This window comes from Pedobacter roseus, assembly GCF_014395225.1.
Classification (GTDB): domain Bacteria; phylum Bacteroidota; class Bacteroidia; order Sphingobacteriales; family Sphingobacteriaceae; genus Pedobacter; species Pedobacter roseus.
Window position 1 is genome coordinate 5924234 of the sequence record NZ_CP060723.1, and the last position, 16197, is coordinate 5940430.

Below are 16197 nucleotides of genomic sequence, written 5' to 3' on the forward strand. Positions count from 1 at the left end.
AACTAAAACTAAAATTTCAAAAAAAATGGCAAACGCACCAAAACCAACAACTGTTAAAAAAGAGAGCTCTTCTAGTGCTTCAAACGTATTTGCAACATTCGTTATTCCAATCTGTATCGTTATTGGATTCTGTGTTTGGAGATTCGTATTCGGAGAAGGAAGTAACTTTATCGATGGTGACAGAGAGAAATTACCATTACCTGGTAACTATCTTGGAACAGCTTACAAAGGAGGCCCTATCGTAGCAATCTTAGTTGGATTACTATTAGTGGTAATTGTATTCTCTATCGAACGTTTCATCGTTATTGGTAAAGCAAGTGGAAAATCTAGCTTAGATACTTTCATCCGCAAAGTACAAGGTTTATTAAGCGCAGGTAACATCGAGGCTGCAAAAGCTGAGTGTGATAAACAACAAGGTTCAGTTGCTAACGTAATTAAATCTGGTTTGAAAAAATACAGCGAAGTTGAAGCTGATACCAACATGGATGTTGAGCAATCAATCGTTGCAATCCAAAAAGAGGTTGAAGAAGCTACAGCTTTAGAAATGCCAATGTTAGAGCAAAACTTAACTGTAATTGCAACTTTGGTATCAATCGGTACATTAGTAGGTTTATTAGGTACAGTAACAGGTATGATCCGTGCATTCGCCGGTTTAGCAAACTCTGGTGCTCCAGATCAGTCAGCATTAGCGGTAGGTATCTCTGAGGCACTTATCAATACTGCAACAGGTATCTTGGTATCTACTGTGGCAATTATCATGTACAACGTATTAACTTCTAAAATTGACAAGTTAACTTACGCAATCGATGAAGCTGGTTTCAGCATCGTTCAAACATACGCTAGTTCGCATAAATAAGAATTTTGAAAAAATTTTTACCGGCTTTATGGAAAACCGGAAAAAAGATCATCATTATTAAAAACTAGTAAAAAATATTATGCCTAGAATTAAAGTTAAAAGAACAAGTACAGTAACAGATATGACCGCCATGTGTGATGTGGCATCATTGTTACTTACTTTCTTCATCTTAACTGCTACAGCAAGGCAACCAGAACCACTAGCCGTTTCTACACCTTCATCTACGTATGAGTTTAAGGTGCCGGTAGAAAACAATGCGATATTAACCATTGGGCAGGGTAAAGTTTTCTTTGAAGTAGCAGGGGTCAAAGTAAGAGCGAAAACATTAGAACTAATGGGCGAACAGTATAAAATATCGTTCACTCCCTTAGAAGTACAACGCTTTTCTTCGATAGGAAGTTTCGGTGTTCCGATCCAGAGTTTAAAATCTCTTATTGCCTTAAATGGTGCTGACCGTATGAAACCAGGGGTTCAACCTGGTATACCTTCAGATTCAACTGATAATCAGCTGAATGCATGGGTATTAAATGCCCGTAAAGCAACTAAGGAGATTAATAATCAGGATATGCGTATCAGTATTAAAGGTGATGCAAAAGAAGAATATCCGGTAGTTAAAAAGATTATTGATGTACTTCAGAAACAAAGTGTAAACAAGTTTTTATTGGTTACCAACTCTGAAGCTAAAAAGAAATAAGAAATGGCAGAATTAAACACAGGCGGGAAGAAAGCCACCCCAAGGGTTGATATGACTCCGATGGTGGATCTAATGTTTCTTTTGGTAACATTCTTTATCTTAACAACAGTAATCTCTACGCCACAAGCGATGGATATTGCAAAGCCAGATAAAAACGAAAAGTTACCTGAGAACAGATTGGAGCTGAAAGCAAGTAAAACAATGACAATTTTATTGGGTAAAAGCGATAAGGTTGCATGGTACATGGGAGTTGCTGGCGAAAGCGCACCAACGATAGAATCTGGTTCACAAATCGAAGATGCTATTGTTAAAAATAGAAAAGCAGCTGACGCTTCAGGCGTTGCCGGAGACTTTGTTGTACTGGTTAAACCAACATCAGGTTCTACATTCCAAAACTTTGTAGATATAATGGACGAGTTGGAAATTCTTAAAGTTAAGGTTCGTCAGATTGATGATGATAATATCCTTGATAATGAGAAACAGTTCATGAAAGAAAAAGGAATTTTATAATCAGTAAAACCAATAGTTATGTCGAAGTTAGATATATTCAGAAAAGAATGGCTTGAAGTGGTTTTTGCCGATAAAAACAAAAACTATGGTGCGTACCAATTGCGTAAAAGCAATGGTGCCAATACCACTAAAGCCTTAATTATTGGATCTATTATCTTCCTTGTATTATTTTTCTCTCCAAAAATCTATAGCCTTATCAAAGGTTCAATGGATCAGCAGGAAGATCAGGTAAAAGCACAGGAAGTAATTTTAGCTCCACCACCACCGGTAAACCCGGAAACACCTCCACCGCCACCGGTAGAGCCACCGCCACCAAAGATTGACCAGGTGAAAATGCCACCTCCAATTGTAAAACCTGATATCGAGGTTCGTGATGAACCACCTACAGTTGAAAAATTGAAAGAAGCTGATCCAGGTCAGAAAGATATCAAAGGTGACCCTACAGCTGATATTGTTATCGCTGAACCAGTAGGTGAAGGACCAAAAAGAGAAGCTGCAGTTGCGGTTGATGATAATAAAGTTTACGACTTTGTTAGTATCGAGAAACAACCAGAATATCCGGGAGGTATCGCTAAATTCTATAAATATTTAGGAGGAGCGATTAAATACCCACCAATGGCACAAGAAAACAACGTTCAGGGTAAAGTATTTTTATCATTCGTTGTAGAGAAAGATGGTAAATTAACAGATATTCAGGTCACCCGTGGTTTGGGTAGCGGAACTGATGAAGAAGCTATCCGTGTATTGAAAGCTAGTCCACGTTGGAACCCAGGTATCCAAAATGGTAAGCCGGTAAGGGTAAAATACAACATCAACGTTAACTTTACATTGAACTAATAGTAGATGTTAAATTTTGATATTTTTAAGCAAAAATCGCCTAAACAGCGGTTTTTGCTCATTTTAGGCCTTATCATGTTCGTCTTTTATGTGGTGTTAGGCTTTGCATTTATATTTTATGAACCAATTGCGCTTCGGTTAAGCACCATTCCACAATGGGGACGCATCGCAATCGGTATCTTTTTGATTATTTATGCTTTTGTAAGACTTTTAAGCCTGGGTAGGCGCGACTAATCATTCAATGAAAAATTACCTTTTAATATTTTGTGTACTAGCCTTACTTGCATCCTGCAAACGTAAAAACAAGCCGGATGCAGTTAAAGAAACCAGAACAAGCGGTACCTTAAAAATATTGGTTGATGAAAGTGTTGGACCGATTGTTCAGGATCAGATCGATATTTTTAGTTTAGATTATCCGGATGCAAAATTTGAATCAACCGTAAAACCTGAAGAAAAATTATTGCCTGCATTTCTAAATGACAGTGTAAGGGTAATCGTTTTGCCAAGATTGTTAACCAAAGCAGAGGAAAAATATTATAGCCAGCGTAATATTAAAATTAATACTTCACGTTTTGCTATAGATGGTATTGCTTTAATTACCAATCAGGGCAATATTGATAGTACAATTAACGTTAAAGAGGTTATTGATATATTACAAGGGAAGAAATCAGATAAGAAATTGGTCTTTGATAACGCTTATTCAAGTACCTTTCAATATTTTAAAGAATTGGCTCGTATCAGTCAATTTCCAGCTACAGGTGTTTACTCTAAAAATTCAAGCAATGAAGTAATTAAACTTATTGCTGAGGATAAAAATTTTATTGGTATTTTGGGCGTAAATTGGATTACCAGTAAAAATACTGAGGTAAGTGAGTACCTTTCTCAAATAAAGGTACTGGGTGTAAAGAATGTGAAGGGTGGGCCTGGTGATGACAAGTTTTATAAACCAACCCAGGATAATTTGATTAATGGTGTTTATCCTTTCTTAAGAAATATAAATATTATAGATTGCGAAGGAAGAGATGGTTTAGGCACAGGATTTGCAACATGGTTAAGAAGTCAGAGAGGGCAGTTAATTGTACTTAAATCTGGACTCGGGCCACATAAATTAATGCCAAGGGAAATTAACCTGACGAAGTAAAATTAAATTAAAAATTATAAATTGAACCACGAAGTAAATCTAAAGAGACACTTCATTTTTATTAAATAAAAAAAACAGAATATCCGATGAAAATTTTAAAGAAAGCAATAACCTTAAATGTAGGTTTGGTGTTGATGGGTTCTGCAGTTTTTGCTCAAGATTTAAATGACGCGAAAAAAGCCATTGACGCTGAACAGTATCAAAAAGCATCATCAGTGCTTAAATCATTGGTGAGCTCAAAAGCATCAGATGGTAATAACTATTACAATCTTGGTTTGGTTTATTTGAAAACCGGTTATATCGACTCAGCAAGAGCGGTATTTACCAAAGGTATAACCGCTGATCCTAAAAACAACCTAAACTTAATTGGTTTGGGCGAAGCAGATATGTTATCAAATAACCCAACTTCTGCAAAAACCAATTTTGATAAAGCTGTAGCTTTGGCTCCGAAAGATTACAAAACTTATTTGTATATCGGTAAAGCTTATTTAGCGCAGGATAAGCCAAGTGATGACGTATCTAAACCTGATTTTACGAATGCTTTAGCTAACATTACCAAAGCTGATGAGTTAGATTCTAAAGATAAAGATGCTGAAGTTTTCTTGGCTTTAGGTGATGCCTATGCGTTACAGAAGAAAAACTCTGAAGCTTTAGGTCCATACATGCGTGTTGGTGATGTTGATCCGAATAACAGAAGGGCTAAAACTCAGATTGGTAAAATGTACAAAGAGTCTAGGGCTTTTCCTGAAGGTGAAAAAGAATTACAGGATGTAATTGCTGCTGATGCAAATTATGGTCCTGCTTACCGCGAATTGGGTGAGTTATACTTACAGTGGAGTAGCTTCGGTACAGATAAGGAAAAAGCAGCAAAAGGAATTGAGAACTACAAAAAATATATGGATTTAACTGATAAATCTTTAGAATCTCAATTGCGTTATGCTCAGTTCTTATTTTATGCTAAAGATTTTCCAACCCTTGAACAAGTAGCAACAACAATTCAAGCTCCTGCAAACGATCCTAAAAGTGCAGTTGTATCAAGGATGAAAGGCTGGGCAGCGTACGAGAATAAAAATTATCCAGCATCTTTAACCAGCATGAATGAGTTCTTTGCTAAAGAAAAAGATCCAAATAAAATCTTAGGATTTGATTACTTGTATCTAGGTAAAGCTCAATTAAAAGCTGGTCAGGATAGTTTAGCTTTAATGAATATTACTAAAGCTGTAGAGAAAGATTCAAATAACGTTGACGCGCTTGCAGAAGTCGCAAAAACCTTTTTCGACGCAAAAAAATATGATAAGTCAGCTCAAATTTATGATAAAGTAATTGCTGCTAGTCCAAATGCTAAAGGTGTTCTATATAGTTATTTTTATGACGGATTAGCATACTATTTCGACTATGCAACTCAATATTCAGCTAAAAAGAATCCTTCTAAAGACTTATTAGTAAAAGCAGATACTTTGATTGCAAAGGTTGCTAAAATCGCTCCTGAAACTACTGATGCTTACTTATACAGAGCACGCATAAATAGTTTATTAGATGATGATAAAGCACCAAAAGGATTAATGGTTCCTCATTTTGAAACTTTTATTCAGAAAGTCACTGAGAAACCAGAATTGGTTACTGCCAACGCTAAAAAACTATCAGAAGCTTATGATAATTTAGGTGGATATTATTTCAACACAGATAAAGCTAAAGCAAAAGAATATTTCGATAAAAGTGTAGCGGTTTACCCTACCGGAACATTTGCTGCAGCTAAATTAAAAGAATTAACAGCACCAGCACCTGCTGCTAAAGCAAAAGGTAAAGGCAAATAATTAAAAAGTTAAATAATTTAGAAAAGGCAGAGTTTGGTTACTCTGCCTTTTTCTTTTACTTTTGCATCACAAAATAAAAATTATGCAAGCGCAAAGTTCCTCTATAGATTTTTTACCAATTATATTTCAAGTAATTGTTGCTTTAGGTTTTGTGGTAACCACATTGGTTGCTACCCACTTTTTAGGTCCAAAACGTAAAACGAGTGATAAACTGGAAACCTTTGAAGCTGGTATTAAATCGGTAGGTAATGCCCGTCAGCCTTTCTCTATCAAATACTTTGTTGTAGCTATCTTATTTGTGCTTTTCGATGTAGAGGTGATCTTTATGTATCCTTGGGCAGTTAATTTCCGTGCATTGAAAATGGATGGGATGATTGAAATGTTCATCTTCATGGGTACATTGTTGTTAGGTTTTATCTACGTGATCAAGAAAAAAGTTTTAGACTGGAACTAGTCAGCTGGCAGTTATTAGTTAGCAATTTTAAAACTGCGAACTGAAAATTGAGAACTGAAAACTGAATGTGTATCACTTACACTATCTACAAGCGCTTTTAGTTATTTAGAAAGGTTCTAAATCGAGTAAAGCTAGTTTAATTGCCTTTAAAATATTGTAAATTTGTTGCTCATTCTGCAAAGGGATGAGCATTTTTTGTTTATAAACATGAGTGAAATTAATATAGTTGATGCGCCTCCAGGAACCGAAGGACCTGGCTATTTTGCCACTTCCTTAGATAAAGTGATTGGTTTGGCCCGCTCAAATTCATTATGGCCATTGCCTTTCGCAACTTCTTGTTGTGGAATCGAGTTTATGGCGACTATGGGCTCCCATTACGATTTAGGTCGTTTTGGTGCAGAACGTTTAAGTTTTTCTCCCCGCCAGGCCGATGTTTTAATGGTTATGGGAACTATTGCCAAAAAAATGGCTCCTGTACTAAAACAGGTTTATATCCAAATGGCTGAGCCACGTTGGGTAATGGCTGTTGGTGCCTGCGCAAGCAGTGGTGGTATTTTCGATACTTATTCAGTTTTGCAAGGTATTGATGAGGTGATTCCGGTGGATGTTTACGTTCCGGGTTGCCCTCCAAGACCAGAAGCCATTTTAGATGGTTTTCAGCGTATTCAGGATTTGGTGAAAAACGAATCGGGCAGAAGAAGAAATTCTGATTATTACAAAGAACTTTTAGGTCAATACGGCATTAAATAATGGAAGAAACAACGTTAAATAACGACATCCACGTTAAGCTGACTGAAAGGTTTGGCGAAAAGGTTACTGCCGTTTCTGAACCTTATGGTTTATTAACTTTTGTAACTTATAAAGATGTTATCATCAATGTGCTTTCGCATCTTAAAGAAGAATTAAAATTCAATTTCCTTACTGATATCACTGCAGTTCACTATCCTGGTAAAGACCATGGTATTGCAGTTGTTTATCACCTGCACAACATGGTAGAGAAAGTAAGGATCAGGATTAAAGTTTTCATTTCTGAACAGAACCCAACTATTCCGACTGCAACAACTGTTTGGAAAGGTGCCAACTGGATGGAACGTGAAACATACGACTTTTTCGGAGTTAAATTTGAAGGTCACCCAGATTTACGCCGTATTTTAAATATGGATGATTTAGGTGTTCACCCAATGTTGAAACAATATCCATTGGAAGATCCGAACAGGGTAGATAAAAAAGACGAATTTTTTGGAAGGTAAACTATGAATCATAACCATCCGGTATTTACAGATAACGACCCGCAAAGTGAGCTGGTAACCTTAAATCTAGGTCCAACACACCCTGCAACCCACGGCGTTTTTCAAAATGTTCTGCAATTAGATGGCGAACGTATTGTAAGCGGCGTTTCTACTATTGGGTACATTCACCGTGCTTTCGAAAAGATTGCCGAACATCGCCCATTCTATCAGATTACACCACTTACCGACCGTTTAAACTATTGCTCTTCGCCTATTAACAATATGGGCTGGCACATGACGGTTGAGAAGTTGTTGAATATTCAAATGCCAAAACGTGTAGATTATCTTCGGGTAATTGTTATGGAGCTCTCGCGTATTGCCGATCACATTATCTGCAACACGATTATTGGTCAGGATACGGGAGCAACGACCACTTTCTTATACTTATTTCAGTTTCGTGAGCATATTTACGAAATTTTTGAAGAGGTTTGCGGTGCACGTTTAACAACGAATATTGGTCGTATTGGCGGTTTTGAAAGAGATTTCAATGATATTGCCTTTGCTAAGATCAATAAATTTTTAAAAGAGTTCCCTGTAGCCTTAAAAGAGTTCGAAAACCTTTTAACACGTAACCGTATTTTTATTGATAGGACTGCTGGAGTTGCAGAGGTTACTAAAGAAACTGCTTTAGAATACAGCTGGACAGGACCATTATTACGTGCAACAGGTGTTGATTATGATGTTCGTGTAAGTGATCCGTATTCTTCTTACCAGGATTTCGATTTTGAAGTTCCGGTAGGTACAAGCGGCGATATTTACGATAGGTATTTAGTGCGTAACGAAGAAATGTGGCAAAGTGTACGCATTATCGAACAAGCTTTAGAAAAATTAAAATCAGAACCAAAAGGCATTTTCCATGCTGATGTTCCTGAATTTTATCTTCCTCCAAAACAAGAAGTTTACAACAATATGGAAGCATTAATCTATCACTTCAAAATTGTGATGGGCGAAATTGATGCTCCAAAAGCAGAAGTTTATCACGCTGTAGAAGGCGGAAATGGTGAATTAGGGTTCTATCTGATTAATGACGGGGGACGTACACCATATCGTTTACACTTCCGCAGACCAAGTTTTATAAACTACCAGATGTTTGCACCAATGAGCGAGGGCATGTTATTGTCTGATGCCATTATCAACATGAGTAGTATGAATATTATTGCAGGAGAATTAGATGCTTAAAGTAGAAGAACAAACACCTGTAGTGTTTTCATCAGAATTGCTGGCCAAATTTGATGAAGTTAAAAGCCGTTATCCGGCAGATAAAAGCAAATCAGCTTTGCTGCCACTTTTGCACCTGGTACAAGCTGAGTTTCTTTGGGTACCAACATCGGCTATGGATAAAGTTGCTGAATATTTAAATATTCAGCCTATTGAAGTTTATGAGGTGGCAACATTTTATACCATGTACTTTTTAAAGCCGCAGGGTAAATATGCTTTAGAGGTGTGCCGTACTGGCCCTTGTTGCCTGGTAGGTGCCGAAAAAATATTAAGCCACTTGGAAAACAAGTTGGGTGTTAAAGAAGGTGAAGTTACTGCCGATGGTTTATTCAGCTTTAGAGGAGTTGAATGTTTAGCTGCCTGTGGTTTCGGTCCGGTATTGCAAATTAGCCCGGAATATACTTTCTACGAAAACCTTACTGAGGCAAGTGTAGATAAATTGATTGAAGATTTGAAAAATAAGTCCTAAGTCGGGAGTCTTAAGTCGTGAGTCGTTGTGACTTAAGACTAAGGACTGTAGACTACAGACTATAGACTAATTAAAATGTCTCGAAAACTGTTACTAGAGCATATAAACGTACCAGGCATCAACACGCTTGAAGTCTATCGCCAAAAAGGCGGGTATCGTGCTGTGGAAAAAGCCCTGAAAACTTTAACACCTGAAGAGATTGTTGAAGAGGTTAAAAAATCAGGCTTACGCGGTCGCGGGGGTGCGGGGTTCCCAACGGGGATGAAATGGAGCTTTTTGGCCAAGCCTGAAGGTGTTGCACGTTATTTGGTGTGTAATGCTGATGAGTCTGAGCCAGGAACTTTTAAAGACCGTTATTTAATGACATATATTCCCCATGCTTTAATTGAGGGAATGATTGTATCTAGCTTCGCTTTAGGCGCTAAGGTTTCTTACATCTATGTACGGGGCGAAATGATGCCTCAGATCCGCATTTTAGAGAAAGCCATTGCTGAAGCTAAAGCTGCAGGATGGTTGGGTAAAAATATTTTAGGTACTGGTTACGATTTAGAATTATATGTTCAGCCAGGTGGTGGCGCTTATATATGTGGTGAAGAAACCGCATTGTTAGAATCACTAGAGGGTAAAAGAGGTAATCCACGTATTAAACCACCATTCCCGGCGATTGCTGGTTTATATGGTTGTCCAACAGTGGTTAACAATGTGGAGTCGATTGCCGCAGTTGTACCGATTATTAACGATGGTGGTGATGAATATGCAAAAATCGGTATCGGTAGAAGTACAGGTACAAAATTAATATCGGCATCTGGTAATTTAGTAAAACCAGGCGTTTACGAAATCGAATTGGGTTTGCCGGTAGAAGAATTTATCTACTCGGATGAATATTGTGGCGGTATTGCCAATGGCAAACGCTTAAAAGCAACAGTTGCAGGTGGATCATCTGTACCTATTTTGCCTGCCAATTTAACTTTAAAATACGCTAACGGCGAGCCTCGTTTAATGAGTTACGAATCTTTGTCTGAAGGTGGCTTTGCAACAGGAACCATGATGGGATCTGGTGGTTTTATCGCTTTTGATGAAGATCAGTGTATTGTTCGTAATACCTGGAATTTTGCCCGTTTTTATCATCATGAAAGCTGTGGACAATGTTCGCCTTGTCGTGAGGGTACCGGATGGATGGAAAAAGTATTGCAGAAAATCGAACATGGTCATGGTAAAATGGAAGATGTTGATTTATTGTGGGATATTCAACGCAAGATTGAAGGAAATACAATCTGTCCGCTGGGTGATGCAGCAGCCTGGCCGGTAGCTAGTGCTATCCGTCACTTCAGGGATGAATTTGAATGGCACATTAAAGAACCGGTTAAAAGCCAGAGCCAGAATTATGGCATTGCAAATTATGCAACACCAATTGAAAAAGCTCCGGTAACGGAAGAGAAATAATTTTCGCCTTGTTTCGTAGAAACGCGAACCAAAGCGATACAAAAAAATAAAAAGAATATCATTAACCATGAGTGAAAAAGTTAAGGTTACGATAGATGGGATAACAGTAGAGGTTGATAATGGAACAACCATTCTGAATGCTGCAAGGCAGATCGGAGGGGATATTGTTCCACCAGCAATGTGCTATTATTCTAAATTGCAAGGCAGTGGCGGTAAATGCCGTACCTGTATTGTAAAAGTGACTAAAGGTTCGGAGAAAGATCCACGCCCTATGCCGAAGTTGGTGGCTTCTTGCCGTACCACGGTGATGGATGGAATGGAAGTGCTTAACATTACTTCTCCTGAAGTTTTGGAAGCACGTGCAGGTGTTGTGGAGATCTTGTTGATTAACCACCCTCTAGATTGCCCAGTTTGTGATCAGGCAGGAGAATGTGATCTTCAGAATTTAGGTTATGAGCATGGTTTGCAAAAAACACGTTATGAGTTTGAGCGCCGTACTTTCGAACGCATTGATATAGGTGATAAGATCCAGTTGCACATGAACCGTTGTATACTGTGCTACCGTTGTGTTTTCACTGCTGATCAGATTACAAACAAACGTGTTCATGGTATCTTAAACCGTGGCGATCACTCTGAAATTTCTACTTATATCCAACAAGCTGTAGATAACGATTTCTCTGGAAACGTAATCGATGTTTGTCCTGTTGGTGCTTTAACCGATAAAACTTTCAGGTTTAAAAACCGTGTTTGGTTTACCAAACCAGTTGATGCACACCGCGATTGCGATCACGAAAAATGCAACGGTAAAGTAACCCTTTGGTATAAAGGAGCAGATGTCCTGCGTGTTACCGCACGTAAAGATCAGTTTGGTGAGGTTGAAGAGTTTATTTGTAACACTTGCCGTTTTGATAAAAAAGCAACTGCCGATTGGGTAATCGAACACCCAACTCATATTGATGATACTTCGGTAATTGCATCAAATCACTACGAAACATTAAAACCTTTGCACGTTATTCAGCCAAATGAGGCATTACAGGCGGCAAATGAAATTGAATTACATAAAACAGTTAAATACTAATGGATAGCGCTTTTGTTATAGAAAAATTTATCCTGGTAGCTGTAATTTTCGGCATCAGTTTAGTTATTGCCATGTATTCTACTTATGCTGAACGTAAGGTTGCTGCATATTTACAAGATCGTTTAGGACCGGATAGAGCTGGCCCCTTTGGTATTTTACAGCCTTTGGCCGATGGTGTGAAGATGTTTATGAAAGAGGAAATTATTCCAACTTCATCCAACCGGTTTTTGTTTATCGCTGGCCCGGGTTTAGCATTGCTTTGTGCCTGTATTGGTACGGCGGTTATTCCATGGGGAAGCCCGGTATTAATTGCAGGTAAAACAGTTGCTTTACAGGTTGCTGATATCAATGTAGGTGTTTTATACATCTTTGGTGTAGTTTCTTTAGGTGTTTATGGTGTAATGATTGGTGGATGGGCATCAAACAACAAATACTCTTTGTTAAGTGCCATCCGTGCAGCTTCACAGAATATCAGTTATGAAATCGCAATGGGATTATCAATCATTGCATTGCTTTTAATGACCAATACTTTAAGCTTAAAGGAAATCGTTGATCAGCAACATGGCTGGAGATGGAATGTTTTATATCAGCCACTTGGTTTTTTAATCTTTATGGTTTGTTCTTTCGCCGAAACCAACCGTGCCCCATTCGATTTACCTGAATGTGAAACGGAATTGATCGGTGGTTATCATACAGAATACTCATCAATGAAATTAGGGTTTTACCTTTTTGCTGAGTATATCAACATGTTCGTATCATCGGCAGTAATGGCAGCTTTATATTGGGGCGGTTACAATTATCCGGGTATGGATTCGATGGCAGTTTGGTTAGGACCAACTTGGGCACCACTTTTTGGTACAGCAGTTTTCTTTGCTAAAATATTTGCTTTCATCTTTTTCTTCATGTGGGTACGCTGGACAATCCCTCGTTTCCGTTACGATCAATTGATGAATTTGGGTTGGAAAGGTTTAATACCTTTGGCCATTGCCAATATTATAATAACAGGTGTTGTGATTGCGATTATTGAGAAGTTTTAATTATGGAATCATTAAGTAATAAGAAAAAAGTACTGGAACAAAAGCCGTTGAGCTTTATGGAGCGTATGTACCTGCCGGCAATTGCTAAGGGTATGGGCATTACCATCAGTCACTTATTTAAAAAAGAGGCTACTATTAGATATCCTGAAGTAGAACGCGAATTCTCTACAAACTTTAGGGGTATGCACTCGCTTAAACGTGATGAGAATGGAAAAGAGCGTTGTACCGCCTGCGGTTTATGTGCTTTATCTTGTCCTGCTGAGGCAATCACAATGATTGCTGCAGAGCGCAAGCCTGAAGAGAAAGATTTATACCGCGAAGAAAAATATGCTGCAACATACGAAATCAACATGTTGCGTTGCATTTTCTGTGGGTTATGTGAAGAAGCTTGCCCTAAAGAGGCGATTTACTTAGATGGACCAATTGTTCCGGCTGATTATTTACGTAAGGATTTTATTTACGGAAAAGATAAGCTGGTTGAGGCTCCATTGGAAATGAAAAAGTAATTAATGGTTCGTGAGGACACGAGCCACGGAAAAAAATGATTTGTGGAGACACAAACCATAGAACATAAATAAATAAACAATTAATGAGTACACAAGTATTCTATTTCGTAGCCACATTAAGTATCATCTTTTCGCTGCTGGTGATTTTTGCAAAAAATCCAATCCACAGTGTATTATACTTAATCCTTACCTTTTTCACTTTCACTGTTCACTATGTGCTGTTAAATGCACAATTTTTGGCCGTGGTAAACTTTATTGTTTACATGGGGGCAATTATGGTACTTTTCCTTTTTGTACTGATGTTGCTTAACCTGAACAATGAAACCGAACCAAGTAAATCTCCACTGATTAAAATTGTCGGCGTAATTGCCGGAGGTTGTTTGGTAATAACTTTAATTGGTTCTTTAAAATCAGCAAGTATTAACAGTCCGTTGATTTTGAAAAACCCGGGATTAGGATTGGTAGAAAATTTAGGTAAAGAGCTTTTTGGGCCATTTTTATTACCATTCGAATTATCATCTCTATTACTATTGGCAGCAATGGTTGGAGCCGTTTTATTATCTAAAAGAGATGAGGTAGAAGCATAATGGAAAATTTATTCACACAAGCAGCAGGCGTTCCGCTAAACCACTACATCTATTTAAGTGCCATTATTTTTTCTATTGGCGTAATTGGTGTACTTACGCGCAGAAATGCCATCGTAATTTTTATGTCGGTTGAGCTGATGCTTAACGCCGTTAATTTACTTTTAACCGCGTTTTCAGTTCACAGCAACGACCCATCAGGACAGGTTTTCGTATTCTTCATTATGGCTTTGGCGGCTGCAGAAGTTGCAGTAGGCTTAGCGATTATTGTAATGGTTTACCGCAATACGAAATCGATAGATATTAATGTTTTAAATCGCCTTAAGTGGTAAATATATAATAAGAATGACAATAGAACAATTGATTTGGTTGGTTCCGTTACTTCCTTTTTTAGGGTTTGTAATTAATGGACTAGGCAGAAACTCTTTATCTAAAGGACTTGTTGGTATCATCGGAAGTGGGGTAATCCTGGCATCCTTTATCATCAGCGTAGTTATTTTCTTTAGTTTACAAGGCGACACACAAAAAGCTCACGAAGTATTTTTATTCGATTGGATTAGTGCAGGTACGTTGCATATTCCGTTATCTTTCCTGGTTGATCCTTTAAGCTCGATCATGCTTTTGATCATTACCGGAATTGGTTTCCTGATTCATTTATATTCTACCAGTTACATGCACGATGATGCTGGGTTTGGTAAGTTTTTCTCCTACCTAAACCTGTTTGTATTCTTCATGCTTTTATTGGTATTGGGTTCTAACTATATCGTCATGTTTATCGGTTGGGAAGGGGTAGGTTTATGCTCATACCTGTTAATCGGTTTCTGGTATACCAACAATGCTTATGCATCGGCAGCTAAGAAAGCTTTTGTAATGAACCGTATCGGCGATTTAGGCTTTTTACTAGGGGTGTTCTTAATCTTCACTACTTTTGGCAGTGTAGAATTTGCTAAAGTTTTTCCTCAGGCAGCCAATATGTTGCCAGGTAATGATACTTTGGTTTTAATCACCATTTTATTGTTTATCGGTGCCTGCGGTAAATCGGCCCAGTTGCCTTTATTTACCTGGTTACCAGATGCAATGGCCGGACCAACACCAGTTTCAGCTTTAATCCACGCTGCAACCATGGTAACCGCTGGTATTTATATGATTGCCCGTTCGAGTGTATTGTTCGATCTTGCGCCACTTACCCAGCACATCATTGCCATTATTGGTGCGGCAACCGCTTTAGTGGCGGCAATTATTGCTTTAACTCAAACAGATATCAAAAAAGTATTGGCTTATTCAACCGTATCGCAATTGGGATATATGTTTTTAGGTCTAGGCGTTGGCGCTTATACAGGTTCATTCTTCCACGTATTAACTCACGCTTTCTTTAAAGCGTTACTGTTCTTAGGCGCTGGTTCGGTTATCCATGCCATGCACCACGAACAGGATATGCGCCACATGGGCGGATTGAGGAAGAAACTTCCGGTTACTTTTCTGACCATGATGATCGGTACCATTGCCATTGCAGGTTTACCGCCATTCTCTGGTTTCTTCTCTAAAGATGAAATTTTGGCACATGCTTTCCAGGCGAGTCCAATTTTATGGGGAGTAGGAGTATTAACTGCATTCTTAACCGCATTTTACATGTTCAGAATGATGTTTTTAACTTTCTCTGGTAAATACCGTGGAACACATCATGAAGAAAGCCATGTACACGAATCGCCTACAGCGATGACCTTGCCGTTAATCATTTTAGCTATTCTTGCAGCAATTGGCGGAGCAATCAACTTTCCGCATATTTTTGGTGGAAACGAATGGTTGGCGCACTGGTTATCGGGCGCAGGTGTTGCACAGCACGAACTGGATTTAAGCCATTCAACTGAGCTTGCGCTGATGGCTACTTCAGTGGTTGCGGCTATCATTGCTTTAATTTATGCCTATGGCCGTTATGTAAAAGGAGCGCGAGTTCCGGTAGCTGATGAAGCACCACGTTCTGCACTGGCAAAATTATCTTACAACAAATTCTACCTGGATGAAATTTATGATTTCATCATCACCAAACCGTTAGATGCACTTTCGAGATTCTTTTACAGGATCATGGATAGCAAATTTATTGATGGAATTGTGAACGGATTAGGATGGAGCACAAACGAAGCCAGTAAAGGTGTGCGTTTGTTACAGAGTGGAAACGTAGGTTTCTATATATTTATGATGGTATTTGGTATCATCGCATTGCTTGCATATACATTTTATTACATATAAAAAGGGTTCAAAATTAAATA

18 protein-coding genes are annotated in these 16197 nt (G+C 38.3%); all 18 read left to right on the plus strand.

The genetic code is table 11. The features are described 5' to 3' along the window. Positions 1-25: 25 nt before the first annotated feature. The 18 genes from H9L23_RS24550 to nuoL all read left to right on the plus strand — a co-directional run bounded on the left by H9L23_RS24550 (position 26) and on the right by nuoL (position 16177). On the plus strand, positions 26-856 hold the full coding sequence (locus H9L23_RS24550) for a MotA/TolQ/ExbB proton channel family protein (protein WP_108197404.1): 831 nt from the start codon (positions 26-28) through the stop codon (positions 854-856). A 79-nt stretch (positions 857-935) separates the two neighbouring features. Next, on the plus strand, positions 936-1550 hold the full coding sequence (locus H9L23_RS24555; protein ID WP_187592761.1) for a biopolymer transporter ExbD: 615 nt from the start codon (positions 936-938) through the stop codon (positions 1548-1550). 3 nt (positions 1551-1553) lie between these two features. Continuing rightward, positions 1554-2060 carry an ExbD/TolR family protein gene (locus H9L23_RS24560; RefSeq protein WP_187592762.1) on the plus strand — a complete coding sequence of 169 codons (507 nt, stop codon included), beginning with the start codon at positions 1554-1556 and terminating at the stop codon, positions 2058-2060. A gap of 18 nt (positions 2061-2078) precedes the next feature. Further along, the gene (locus H9L23_RS24565; RefSeq protein WP_187592763.1) at positions 2079-2897 is read left to right on the plus strand and encodes an energy transducer TonB; all 819 of its coding nucleotides are present in this window, start codon (positions 2079-2081) and stop codon (positions 2895-2897) included. A gap of 241 nt (positions 2898-3138) precedes the next feature. Then, complete coding sequence (locus H9L23_RS24570; protein WP_187592764.1) at positions 3139-4038, plus strand: PstS family phosphate ABC transporter substrate-binding protein; 900 nt, start codon at positions 3139-3141, stop codon at positions 4036-4038. A gap of 86 nt (positions 4039-4124) precedes the next feature. Further along, the gene (locus tag H9L23_RS24575; protein WP_187592765.1) at positions 4125-5852 is read left to right on the plus strand and encodes a tetratricopeptide repeat protein; all 1728 of its coding nucleotides are present in this window, start codon (positions 4125-4127) and stop codon (positions 5850-5852) included. Between the two features lie 82 nt (positions 5853-5934). Continuing rightward, positions 5935-6306: an NADH-quinone oxidoreductase subunit A gene (locus tag H9L23_RS24580; RefSeq protein ID WP_187592766.1), complete on the plus strand. Its 372-nt coding sequence runs from the start codon at positions 5935-5937 to the stop codon at positions 6304-6306. Positions 6307-6513: 207 nt separating this feature from the next. After that, positions 6514-7056, plus strand: a complete 543-nt coding sequence (locus tag H9L23_RS24585; RefSeq protein WP_039472971.1) for an NADH-quinone oxidoreductase subunit B — start codon at positions 6514-6516, stop codon at positions 7054-7056. Then, entirely contained in the window at positions 7056-7556 is a 501-nt protein-coding gene (locus H9L23_RS24590; protein ID WP_025146325.1) for an NADH-quinone oxidoreductase subunit C, read from the plus strand. The genes H9L23_RS24585 and H9L23_RS24590 overlap by 1 nt, the downstream gene beginning before the upstream one ends. A 3-nt stretch (positions 7557-7559) precedes the next feature. After that, complete coding sequence (locus tag H9L23_RS24595; protein ID WP_025146326.1) at positions 7560-8774, plus strand: NADH-quinone oxidoreductase subunit D; 1215 nt, start codon at positions 7560-7562, stop codon at positions 8772-8774. Continuing rightward, entirely contained in the window at positions 8767-9282 is a 516-nt protein-coding gene (locus H9L23_RS24600; RefSeq protein ID WP_187592767.1) for an NADH-quinone oxidoreductase subunit NuoE family protein, read from the plus strand. The genes H9L23_RS24595 and H9L23_RS24600 overlap by 8 nt, the downstream gene beginning before the upstream one ends. Before the next feature lie 75 nt (positions 9283-9357). Continuing rightward, positions 9358-10725, plus strand: a complete 1368-nt coding sequence (gene nuoF, locus H9L23_RS24605; RefSeq protein WP_187592768.1) for an NADH-quinone oxidoreductase subunit NuoF — start codon at positions 9358-9360, stop codon at positions 10723-10725. Between the two features lie 67 nt (positions 10726-10792). Beyond that, on the plus strand, positions 10793-11803 hold the full coding sequence (locus tag H9L23_RS24610; RefSeq protein WP_025146330.1) for a 2Fe-2S iron-sulfur cluster-binding protein: 1011 nt from the start codon (positions 10793-10795) through the stop codon (positions 11801-11803). After that, positions 11803-12840, plus strand: a complete 1038-nt coding sequence (gene nuoH / locus H9L23_RS24615; protein ID WP_187592769.1) for an NADH-quinone oxidoreductase subunit NuoH — start codon at positions 11803-11805, stop codon at positions 12838-12840. The genes H9L23_RS24610 and nuoH overlap by 1 nt, the downstream gene beginning before the upstream one ends. Positions 12841-12842: 2 nt before the next feature. Continuing rightward, complete coding sequence (locus tag H9L23_RS24620) at positions 12843-13346, plus strand: NuoI/complex I 23 kDa subunit family protein (RefSeq protein ID WP_025146332.1); 504 nt, start codon at positions 12843-12845, stop codon at positions 13344-13346. A gap of 83 nt (positions 13347-13429) precedes the next feature. Next, on the plus strand, positions 13430-13933 hold the full coding sequence (locus H9L23_RS24625; RefSeq protein WP_187592770.1) for an NADH-quinone oxidoreductase subunit J family protein: 504 nt from the start codon (positions 13430-13432) through the stop codon (positions 13931-13933). Continuing rightward, positions 13933-14262, plus strand: a complete 330-nt coding sequence (nuoK, locus tag H9L23_RS24630) for an NADH-quinone oxidoreductase subunit NuoK (protein WP_025146334.1) — start codon at positions 13933-13935, stop codon at positions 14260-14262. The genes H9L23_RS24625 and nuoK overlap by 1 nt, the downstream gene beginning before the upstream one ends. 13 nt (positions 14263-14275) lie before the next feature. Then, complete coding sequence (gene nuoL / locus H9L23_RS24635; RefSeq protein ID WP_394355226.1) at positions 14276-16177, plus strand: NADH-quinone oxidoreductase subunit L; 1902 nt, start codon at positions 14276-14278, stop codon at positions 16175-16177. Positions 16178-16197: the final 20 nt, after the last annotated feature.